General features: G+C 74.1%; 9 protein-coding genes and 2 pseudogenes. 9 read left to right on the top strand and 2 right to left on the bottom strand.

Annotated elements, in window-relative coordinates:
- Nucleotides 1-777, top strand: a 777-nt coding sequence (locus KPL57_RS64585; protein ID WP_226359388.1) for a tyrosine-protein phosphatase, incomplete at its 5' end; no start/stop codon positions are given.
- Between the two features lie 69 nt (nt 778-846).
- On the opposite strand, the gene KPL57_RS64580 is transcribed toward KPL57_RS64585, so the two are convergent.
- Nucleotides 847-1,089 (bottom strand): hypothetical protein, encoded by a 243-nt coding sequence (locus KPL57_RS64580; RefSeq protein ID WP_020621780.1) that lies wholly within the window; start codon nt 1,087-1,089, stop codon nt 847-849.
- A 125-nt stretch (nt 1,090-1,214) separates the two neighbouring features.
- Here KPL57_RS64580 and KPL57_RS64575 point away from each other — a divergent pair, with 125 nt between their 5' ends.
- The 5 genes and pseudogenes from KPL57_RS64575 to KPL57_RS64555 all read left to right on the top strand — a co-directional run bounded on the left by KPL57_RS64575 (nt 1,215) and on the right by KPL57_RS64555 (nt 6,006).
- A complete protein-coding gene (locus KPL57_RS64575; protein ID WP_020621781.1) occupies nt 1,215-2,387 on the top strand; it encodes an acyl-CoA dehydrogenase family protein in 1,173 nt (390 codons plus the stop codon).
- Between the two features lie 19 nt (nt 2,388-2,406).
- Entirely contained in the window at nt 2,407-3,435 is a 1,029-nt protein-coding gene (locus KPL57_RS64570) for an acyl-CoA dehydrogenase family protein (protein ID WP_226359387.1), read from the top strand.
- A 146-nt stretch (nt 3,436-3,581) separates the two neighbouring features.
- Nucleotides 3,582-4,110 (top strand): annotated as a pseudogene (locus tag KPL57_RS64565) (PadR family transcriptional regulator).
- A gap of 32 nt (nt 4,111-4,142) precedes the next feature.
- Nucleotides 4,143-5,248 (top strand): peptide chain release factor 2 gene (prfB, locus tag KPL57_RS64560; RefSeq protein ID WP_226359386.1). Its coding sequence is split into 2 segments (ribosomal slippage): nt 4,143-4,377 and nt 4,377-5,248, totalling 1,107 coding nucleotides; the frame shifts between segments, so codons are not numbered across the junction.
- Complete coding sequence (locus tag KPL57_RS64555) at nt 5,245-6,006, top strand: hypothetical protein (RefSeq protein ID WP_226359385.1); 762 nt, start codon at nt 5,245-5,247, stop codon at nt 6,004-6,006. Before prfB ends, KPL57_RS64555 begins: the two co-directional genes overlap by 4 nt.
- Nucleotides 6,007-6,250: 244 nt before the next feature.
- Here the strand turns inward: KPL57_RS64555 and KPL57_RS64550 are convergent, their stop codons facing one another.
- Entirely contained in the window at nt 6,251-7,471 is a 1,221-nt protein-coding gene (locus KPL57_RS64550) for a multidrug effflux MFS transporter (protein ID WP_226359384.1), read from the bottom strand.
- A 65-nt stretch (nt 7,472-7,536) separates the two neighbouring features.
- Here KPL57_RS64550 and KPL57_RS64545 point away from each other — a divergent pair, with 65 nt between their 5' ends.
- From KPL57_RS64545 to KPL57_RS71605, 3 genes and pseudogenes are all read left to right on the top strand, one after another.
- Nucleotides 7,537-8,019, top strand: a complete 483-nt coding sequence (locus KPL57_RS64545) for a MarR family winged helix-turn-helix transcriptional regulator (protein ID WP_226359383.1) — start codon at nt 7,537-7,539, stop codon at nt 8,017-8,019.
- Between the two features lie 52 nt (nt 8,020-8,071).
- On the top strand, nt 8,072-8,761 hold the full coding sequence (gene ftsE / locus KPL57_RS64540) for a cell division ATP-binding protein FtsE (RefSeq protein ID WP_043280365.1): 690 nt from the start codon (nt 8,072-8,074) through the stop codon (nt 8,759-8,761).
- A gap of 209 nt (nt 8,762-8,970) precedes the next feature.
- Nucleotides 8,971-9,045 (top strand): annotated as a pseudogene (locus KPL57_RS71605) (hypothetical protein); the annotation flags it as partial.
- Nucleotides 9,046-9,454 lie beyond the last annotated feature (409 nt).

Raw genomic sequence — 9,454 nt, 5'->3', positions numbered from 1 at the left:
GGCGCTCGACCCGATGCTCGGCCACTACCTCGCCTACCTGGAGGGCCGGGGGGAGTACGTCGTCGACGGGGTCCGCCGATCGCGGCCCTGGACTCCGGCACGACCGTCGTCCACTGTGCCGCGGGCAAGGACCGCACCGGGGTGCTCGTCGCGCTGGTGTGCGCCGCGGTCGGGGTGCCGCGGGAGGAGATCACCGCCGACTACGCGCTGTCCGCGACCCGGATCGACGCCCTGTTCGAGAAGTGGACGACCGCCTCCGGGGAGCCCATGCCGCCCGCCGACGAGCTCGACCGGCACCGCCCGCGGGCGGAGGTCATGGCCGAGTTCCTGCGGCTGCTCGACGAGCGCCACGGCGGCCCGGTCGGCTGGCTGCGGGAGAACGGCCTCACCGACGACGAGCTGGCGCGCCTGCGGGCCGGCTGCGCGAGGAGAGTGCCTGAGCACCCTCAGGGCAGCTCCTCGATCGGCACCATCGGGTCGAGCTTGCGCAGCGACCCCGGGTCCCCGGTCACCGCGGGCCAGCCCCGGCGCCGGGCGGCGGTGACGACCTGGCCGGTCACGATGTCGTCGAGCCCCTGGGAGGCGAGCAGCAGCCCGGCCTCCTGGGCGCTCTCCGGGGAGAGTTCGTGGATCACGGTGTTCGGCAGGCCCAGCAGGACCTGCAACGCGGCGTGGTGCTCGGCGTCGACCATCGACCAGGCGCGGCCGAGGGCGGCGCTGGGCACCGCGAGCACGATGTTCTCCTCCACCGCGGCCCAGACCAGGGCGCGCATGTAGACGGGGCGACCGGTCGCGAAGGCCGCCAGAGCCGAGGCATCGAGGACGCGTCCGCCGATCATCGCGGGCTCAGCCGACGGCCACGGGCGGAACCGGGCGCAGCGAACGGCGCGCGGCATCCAGCTCGTCGGCCGGCGGGGGACCGCCGTAGAGGTCCGCGAGGGTGGCCAGGGAACGGTCCCGGTCCTGCCGTGCCTGCACGGCTTCCGCCACGTAGGCGGACAGGCTCGCCGCCGATCCGCGGGACACCGCGTCCCTCGCCTCTGCCACCAGCTCGGCCGGCAGCGTGACCGTCACCCGCTCGCTGCGCATACCGGAATGGTACTCCGCGCATACCGCCACCGGCCACGGGCACGCCGTGGGAAGCAGGTTACCGGCGGGTATGGAAGGCTCCGGGGCGGGACAGTGCCGACCTCACACGCAGAACGGGTGCATCCATGGACCTGACCTTCACCCCCGCCGAGGAGGAGTTCCGCGAGGAACTGCGCTCCTGGCTCCGCGCCCACATCCCCGACGAGTGGACCCGCCCCGGGTTCTGGGAGTCACTGGAGGACTCCGAGAGCTTCCGGCTGCGGCGCGACTGGGAGCGGGACAAGGCCGACGCCGGGTTCGCCGGCATCCAGTGGCCCGTCGAGTACGGCGGTCGCGGCGGCACCCCCGGCATGAAGGCCATCTACGACGAGGAGACCGTCCGCGCCCAGGCGCCGCGCACGGTCAACCCGCTCGGCCTGACCTTCCTCGCGCCGACGGTCATGGCGATCGGCACCGACGCGCAGAAGAAGGAGATCATCGGCCCGCTGCTGCGCAACGAGGTCGTGTGGTGCCAGGGCTTCTCCGAGCCCGGCGCCGGCTCCGACCTCGCCGCGCTGTCCACGAAGGGCGTGCGCGACGGCGACGACTTCGTCGTCAACGGACAGAAGGTCTGGACCACCAACGCCGTGCACGGCGACAAGATCTTCACCCTGGTCCGCACCGAGGCCGGGTCGGAGAAGCACCGCGGCATCTCGATGCTGCTGATCGACATGAACCAGCCCGGCGTCACCGCGCGGCCGCTGCGCCAGATGAGCGGGGCCAGCGAGTTCGGCGAGGTGTTCTTCGACGACGCCCGCGTCCCGGTCACCGACTGCCTCGGCGAGATCGGCGACGGCTGGCGCACCGCGATGCTGCTGCTGTCCTTCGAGCGCGGCGCGTCCGGCATCTCCCAGTACACCGAGTTCCGTCGTCAGTACGACGAGATCGCCGCCGTCGCGCGGAAGCTGGGCCGTGCCGACGACCCGGTGATCCGCGACGACCTGGCCCGCGTCCTGACCGAGCTGGAGTGCCTGAGGCTGCACTCGATGCACGTGCTCACCCAGGTCGAGCAGGGCCGCGACCTCGGCTTCGAGGCGTCGATGACCAAGCTGCAGTGGTCCGAGGCGTTCCAGGACCTCTGGGAGGTCTACGACCGGATCCTCGGCGAGGACGCCACGCTGGACGCCCTGCCCGACGGCACCGACCTGCGTCCGCTGCACGCCCAGGCCATGTGGTCGCGCTCGGTCACGATCTGGGGCGGCTCGTCCCAGGTGCAGCGCAACGTCACCGCCGAGCGCGTGCTCGGCCTGCCCCGCTGATCCGCAGGAGGAGCCACCGATGTTCTTCGCACTCACCTCCGACCAGCAGGAATTCGGCGCCGCGGTGCGCGACTACCTGGCGCAGCGGTTCGACCTCGCCGCCGTGCGCACGGTCGTCGAGAACCCGTCCGACGACGGCAACCCGGCGTCGCTGTGGCGCGCGGCCGGCGAGCAGGGGTGGACCGCGGTCACCGTCGACGAGGACCACGACGGCCTCGGTCTCGGCCTGGTCGAGGCCCAGGTGATCGCCCGCGCGCTCGGGGCGGGCGTCGCGCCCGGCCCGTGGCGCGGCACCGTGCTGGCCGCCGACGCGATCCGGCTCGCCGGCTCCGACGAGCAGAAGGCGGCCTGGCTGCCGAAGCTCGCCGCGGGCGAGGCGGTCGGCGCGTTCACCACCCGGGGCAGCGCCGCGTCCGGTCTGCCGGTGGTGGAGTACGGCGCCCTGGCCGACGTCGTCGTCGCGCCGGCCGAGGACGGCCTGCCCGGGCTGGCGCTGGTCACCGGCGCCACGGCGTCACCGGTCGGCAGCTACGACGGCACCACCCGGCTCGCGTCGTGCAGCGGCGGGACCGCCGAGGCGCTGCCCGGCACCACCGTCGTGCTGCAGCGGCTGCTCACCGACCGGGCGGCCGTGCTGGTCGCCGCGGACCTGGTGGGCATCGCCCGCGAGGCGCTGACCCGCACCGTCGCCTACGACCGCGAGCGCACCCAGTTCGGTGTGCCCGTCGGGTCGTTCCAGGCGCTCAAGCACGCGCTGGCCGACCTGCACGTCGGGGTCACGATGGCCGAGCACACGGCGCTCTACGCCGCGGCACGCGGTGGACACCGGGCTCGACGACGCCGAGCTCGCCGTCGCCGTCGCCAAGGCCAAGAGCAGCGACGTGGCGCTCCAGACGACCGCGGCGATGATCCAGTCCACGGTGGCATCGGCCTACACTGGGAGCACGAGGCGCACTTCTTCTACAAGCGCGCCAAGCGGCTCGCCGGCCAGTACGGCGACGTCGCCGTCTCCCGCGAGCGGATCGCCTCCCTGACCGTCGGCGCCTGACCCGTCCTCGGGCCGCGCGTCGTCCCGGCCCGGCCCGCTCACCGCGGCCGGGCCGGAGGCCCGCGCGAGGTCGGCGCGAGGGCCACAGTGCACGGCCGTCTGCTCAGGGCGGATGTGCGCTGTGGACTCGCGCGCCCGGCCCGGACGTGGGACCGTCGGACGATGGCACCCCGTCACACCGGTCAACGCCCACCGCCGCCGCTCTCCTCGGCCTGCTCCACGAGGGCCGATGACCGGCGGGCAGCTGGTGGCAGCGGCCGGTGAGCGGTTCGGGCTGTTCTTCTCCGTCACCCGCAGCCAGGTCTACCGCGAGCTGCCCGCGTTGACCGAGGAGGCGCTGCTGCGTCTGGGCAAGCAGGGCCCGCGGGCCAGCCAGCAGTACGTGATCACCGCGGCGGGCAAGCGGGGTCGTTCAAGCACTGGCTCGCCACCGGCGGCGACGCCGACGCCGTCCGCAGCCCGCTGGTGCTGCGGCTGCTGCACGCGGGGACGCTGACGGTCAAGCAGCGCACCGAGCTGGTCGCGGCCGCCCGTGAGGCCTACGCCGAGCGGCTCGCGGTGGCGCGTGCCGCCGCCCGCGCGACCGACGACCCCTACGGCCGCCCGGTCGCGGACTTCGCCGTCGCCCACACCCGGGCGATGATCAAGCTGATCGACGCGATCCCCCAGGACTGAGCCGGGGCGCACCCCGCGTACCCTCGACCGTTGTGAACTCCGACGTCCAGGCCGACCTGAAGGACCTCGACACCACGCTGTCCAGCATCGAGGCCGTCGCCGACGTGCCCCGGCTGCGCCAGGAGATCGAGGAACTGTCCGAGCAGGCGGGCCGGCCGGACCTCTGGGACGACGTCGACGCCGCCCAGCAGATCACCAGCCGGCTGGCCTACGCCCAGGGCGACCTGCGCCGGCTGGACGACCTGCGCCGCCGGCTCGACGACCTGCCGTGCTCTACGAGCTCGCCGAGGACGAGGGCGACGAGTCCGCCGTCGCCGACGCCGACGCCGAGCTCGCGAAGCTCCGCAGCGAGATCTCCTCGCTGGAGGTCCGCACGCTGCTCTCGGGCGAGTACGACGAGCGCGAGGCCCTGGTGACCATTCGCTCGGAGGCAGGCGGGGTCGACGCCGCCGACTTCGCCGAGATGCTGCTGCGCATGTACCTGCGCTGGGCCGAGCGGCACGGCTACGGCACCGACGTCTACGAGACGTCCTACGCCGAGGAGGCCGGCATCAAGTCGGCCACCTTCGCCGTCCACGCCCCGTACGCGTTCGGGACGCTGTCGGTCGAGGCCGGCACCCACCGCCTCGTGCGGATCTCGCCGTTCGACAACCAGGGCCGGCGCCAGACCTCGTTCGCCGGTGTCGAGGTGGCCCCGGTCGTCGAGACCTCCGACCACATCGAGATCGACGAGAAGGACCTGCGGGTCGACGTGTTCCGCGCCTCCGGGCCCGGCGGTCAGGGCGTCAACACCACCGACTCCGCGGTCCGGCTGACCCACATCCCGACCGGGATCGTCGTCGCCTGCCAGAACGAGCGCTCCCAGCTGCAGAACAAGGCCTCGGCGATGGCCGTCCTGCAGGCGAAGCTGCTGGAGAAGCGGCGCCAGGAGGAGCGCGAGCTGCGCGACTCGTTCAAGGAGGCCGGGTCCTCCTGGGGCAACCAGATGCGCAACTACGTGCTGCACCCGTACCAGCTGGTGAAGGACCTGCGCACCGAGCACGAGGAGGGCAACCCCTCGCAGGTGCTCGACGGCCAGATCGACGAGTTCATCGAGGCCGGCATCCGCTGGCGCAAGCAGACCGAATCCGCCTCGTGAGCCGGGGTCGTCGCGCGGCCGCCGCCTGCGGCGCGCTCGTCCTGCTCGCGCTCGCCGGGTGCACCGGCGGTGCCCAGGAGCCTGCCGCGGACGGCGCCCCGCCCGCGGCCGTCGCCGCACCGTCGGCCCAGGACGCCGTGGCCGCGGCGGGCACCGCGCTCGTCGACGCCGGCTCGGCGCGGGTCGACGTCGAGCTGGACTCGGTCACCGGCCCGATGCGTGCCTCCGGTCCCGCCCGCTTCACCCCGTTCGCCGCGGACCTCACCGTGGCCCTGGGCACCCGTGGCGCCCAGGTCAGGGTGCTCGACGACCGTGCCTGGGTCCGCTTCGGTGGGAGCGACCGCTGGCAGCCGCTGTCCACGGGGCTCGTCCCGGTCGGCGCCGTCGGCGGGATGCTGCACGCCGCCCCCGGCCTGCGCGACGTCGTCGCCGCGCCGGGGACCACCGACGTCGACGGCGTCGCCGCGACGACCTACACCGGGTCCGTGGACCTCGCCGCCGCACGGGCCGGTGCCCCGGACCCGGCGGTCGGGACCCGTCTCGACGAACTCGCCGGGCTGGTCTCGCCGACCCCGCGGTTCACCGCCTGGCTCGGCGCCCCCGACGCTGCCCCCGCCGACCGCGGACGGCTGCTCCGGCTGCGTCTGGAGCCGCAGGCCCCGGCCACCGGGACGCAGACCGCCGGTGCCGCCGTCCCGGGCGCGGTCACGGTCTCGTTCGCCGACCCCGGGCTGCCGGTGGAGATCACCGCCCCCTGACGGCGCTCCCCGCGGCCCGTCGCTCGCCCGCCTCGTCTCGCGCCTCGCGCGTCGCGGGGTGTGCGTCGCGGTCTGCGCCGGGCCCGGGGCGGGTGCGGTGCGCCGAGATGCACCTCAGCGGGCCGCAGAGATCGACAACTCCCGCTGAGCTGCATCTCGGCGCGCGTCCGACGCGCGGCGGGACGGTCGGCGGTGCGGCGGGTCGGCGCGGCCGGGCGGTGCCGCGGGCGAGCCCGGGCGGGGCTCAGTGGGCCGCGGTCGCCCCGCGGGTCAGGGCGGCGAGCGACACGGCGGAGAGCGAGGCCGCGGTCAGCATGGTCACGGCCATCGCCGTCGCGCTCGACCCGACCAGCGGCGAGACCAGGGCCCCGAGGCCGAACTGGGTGGCCCCCAGCAGTGCCGAGCCGGCCCCGGCGCGGTCGCGGACCTCACCGGTGGCCAGCGCCGCGCTGTTGCCCATCACGAAGCCCAGCGTCGTCAGCGTCGCGAACAGCAGCACCAGCACCGGCCAGCGCGCCGCTCCCAGCAGCACGACGACCAGCAGGGCCGCGCACAGCACCACCAGTCCGCCGACGGCCGTCACGAGCTGGCGCCGCGGGGCGATCCGCGCGGCGAGCCGGCCGCTGACGACGTTGCCCAACACCAGGCCGGCCGCGTTCGCCCCGAAGGCGAGGGCGTACTGCGTCGTCGAGAGGCCGAGGGTCTGCTGCAGCACGAACGGCGACCCGGAGATGTAGGCGAACATCATCGAGAACGCCGTGGCGAAGGCCAGCACGTAGCCGACGTAGCGACGGCGGCGCAGGAGCGCGCCGACGTCGGCGAAGGTCCGTCGCACACCGCCGGTGCTGCGGGCCGTGACCGGCAACGTCTCGTGCACCGCGACCAGCGACGACACCAGCATCAGCAGGGCCAGCCCGGCCAGCACCACGAAGATGCCCCGCCAGCCGACGACCCCGCCGAGCGAGCTGCCGATCACCGGTGCCACCACCGGCGCGATCCCGTTGATCGCCATCATCAGCGAGAACAGCTGCGCGGTCCGCGCACCGGTGGTGCGGTCGGAGATCATCGCCCGGCTCAGCACCAGGCCGGCCGCCCCGCCGAAGCCCTGCAGGAACCGGGCGACGACGAGCACCGCGACCGACGGCGCGACCGCGCTCGCCAGGCACGCGACGAACAGCAGCACGGTGCCGGCGAGGACCAGGCGTCGCCGCCCCCAGCTGTCCGAGAGCGGGCCGATCACCAGCTGCCCGACGGCCAGCCCCACCAGGAACGCGGTCAGGGTCAGCTGCGACGCCGACGCCGACGCCCCCAGCTCGGCCGCCACCGTCGGCAGTACCGGCAGGTACATGTCGGTGGCCAGCGGCGCCACGGCCGTCAGCAGCGCGAGGACGCTGATCCACACACCGTCCGGGACGGTGCGGCCCCGCACCGTCCTCGGCGCGGCCTGCTCGGTACCCACGGTCATGACTGTCCTCTCCGGCGACGATTACCTATGAAGGTATATATGAACTGTCGCGTAGTATCGCGTCTGTGACCGAGGTCAAGGAGCGTGACGACGACTGGGCGGCCCTGGTGGACGCCGTGCACGACCTGTCGCGCGTGCTGCGGGCGGCGGGTGAGCGCGCGGTCGGGCTGGACTCGATCACCGGGTCCGAGCACGAGGTCCTGCGGTGGGTCGCCGCGCGTCCCGGGCATCCCGTCTCGACGGTGGCGCGCGGGCTCGGCCTGCAGGCCAGCAACGTCAGCACCACCGTCCGGTCGCTGGTCGAACGTGACCTCGTGGAGCGCCGGGCCGACCCGGCCGACGGTCGTCGTGCCCTGCTCCACCCCACGGCGCGGGCCGCCCGGCACCGGGAGCTGCTGGTCGCGGCGTGGTCGCGGCAGATCCGGGTTGCCCTCGACGACCTCGACGACGCCGACGCCGTCACGCTGCGGGCGGCGGCCCCCGTCCTGGACCGGCTCGCCGGTGCGCTCGACCCGTCGCGGGCCCCGGTCGTCGCCGGACCGGACTGACGGGCGTGTCGTCACCGCCCGTGCACTCCGGGCGGCGGTACCGTCCCGCTCCGTGATCGAGCTGCGGGACGTCACCAAGCGGTACCCGACGTCCGGGCGTCCGGCGCTGGACCGGGTCTCCGCGACGGTCGGGGCGGGCGAGTTCGTGTTCCTGATCGGACCGTCCGGGTCGGGCAAGTCGACGCTGCTGCGGCTGCTGCTGCGCGAGGACGTCCCCACCTCGGGATCCATCCTCGTCGACGGCCTCGACGTCGCCGGGCTGCCCCGGCGCAAGGTGCCGCGACTGCGCCAGCGGATCGGCTGCGTGTTCCAGGACTTCCGGCTGCTGCCCAAGCGCACCGTCGCCGGCAACGTGGCGTTCGCGCTCGAGGTGCTGGGGCGCAAGCCGTCGGAGATCCGGATCGCGGTCCCGGAGCTGCTGGAGATGGTGGGGCTGCAGGGCAAGGCCGAGCGGCTGCCGCACGAGCTGTCCGGCGGCGAGCAGCAGCGCGTCGCGATCGCCAGGGCGTCGGTCAACCGGCCCCCGCTGCTGCTGGCCGACGAACCCACCGGCAACCTCGACCCCGAGACCGGGCGGGAGATCATGCAGGTCCTGGAGCGCATCAACCGCGGTGGCACCACGGTGCTGATGGCCACCCACGACTCGTCCATCGTGGACGCGATGCGCCGCAGGGTGATCGAGCTGGCCGACGGCGCCGTGCTGCGCGACGAGGCCCGCGCGGTGTACGGGGCGGGCCGGTAGATGCGCCCCGCCCTGCTCACCCGTGAGGTCTCCTCCGGTCTGCGCCGCAACGTCACGATGACCGTCGCGATGGTGCTGACCACCGCGGTCACCCTGATGTCGGTCGGTGCGGGCCTGCTCGTGCTGCGCACCATCGACGACATCTCCGCGCTCTACACGAACCGGCCTCGAGATCCAGGTGGCGCTCAACCCGGACGTCTCGGAGACCGATCCCGACTGCAAGCGGGCCGACGTGCGCGTCGCTGCGCAGCGCGCTGGAGGCCGCCCCGGGCGTCGGCGGGGTCACGTTCGAGTCCCAGCAGCAGGCCTACACCCGCTTCCGCGAGCTGTTCGCCGGACAGTCGGTCGCCGGACGTCGCCCGGCCGCAGTCGCTGCCCGCCACCCTGCGGGTCACCCTCACCGACCAGCAGGCGGGCGCCGCGGGCCGCCCGGGCCGCCGTCGAGGGCAGGCCCGGGGTGCGCGGGGGTGATCGACCAACGCGACGTCGTCGGGACCCTGTTCGACTTCCTGAACGGGGTGCGCAACGTGGCGTTCGCATCGCCGTCGTGCAGGCGCTCGCGGCGATCCTGCTGATCTCCAAACACGGTCCAGGTGTCGGCGTTCAGTGCGGCGCACGGAGGTCGGCGTGATGCGCCTGGTCGGGGCGACGCGCTGGACCACCCAGCTGCCGTTCCTGGTCGAGGCCGCCATC

The organism is Pseudonocardia sp. ICBG601 (assembly GCF_020496245.1).
The sequence above is the reverse complement of the archived record's forward strand: the minus strand, read 5'-3'. Positions and strand labels throughout refer to the sequence as shown.

Bases quoted from the DNA above. Each gene is read 5' to 3' on its own strand.
- KPL57_RS64575 (WP_020621781.1), top strand. From the start codon at position 1,215: ATGGACCTGACCTTCACCCCCGCCGAGGAGGAGTTCCGCGAGGAACTG.
- KPL57_RS64580 (WP_020621780.1), bottom strand. From the start codon at position 1,089: ATGCGCAGCGAGCGGGTGACGGTCACGCTGCCGGCCGAGCTGGTGGCA.
- KPL57_RS64550 (WP_226359384.1), bottom strand. From the start codon at position 7,471: ATGACCGTGGGTACCGAGCAGGCCGCGCCGAGGACGGTGCGGGGCCGC.
- KPL57_RS64570 (WP_226359387.1), top strand. From the start codon at position 2,407: ATGTTCTTCGCACTCACCTCCGACCAGCAGGAATTCGGCGCCGCGGTG.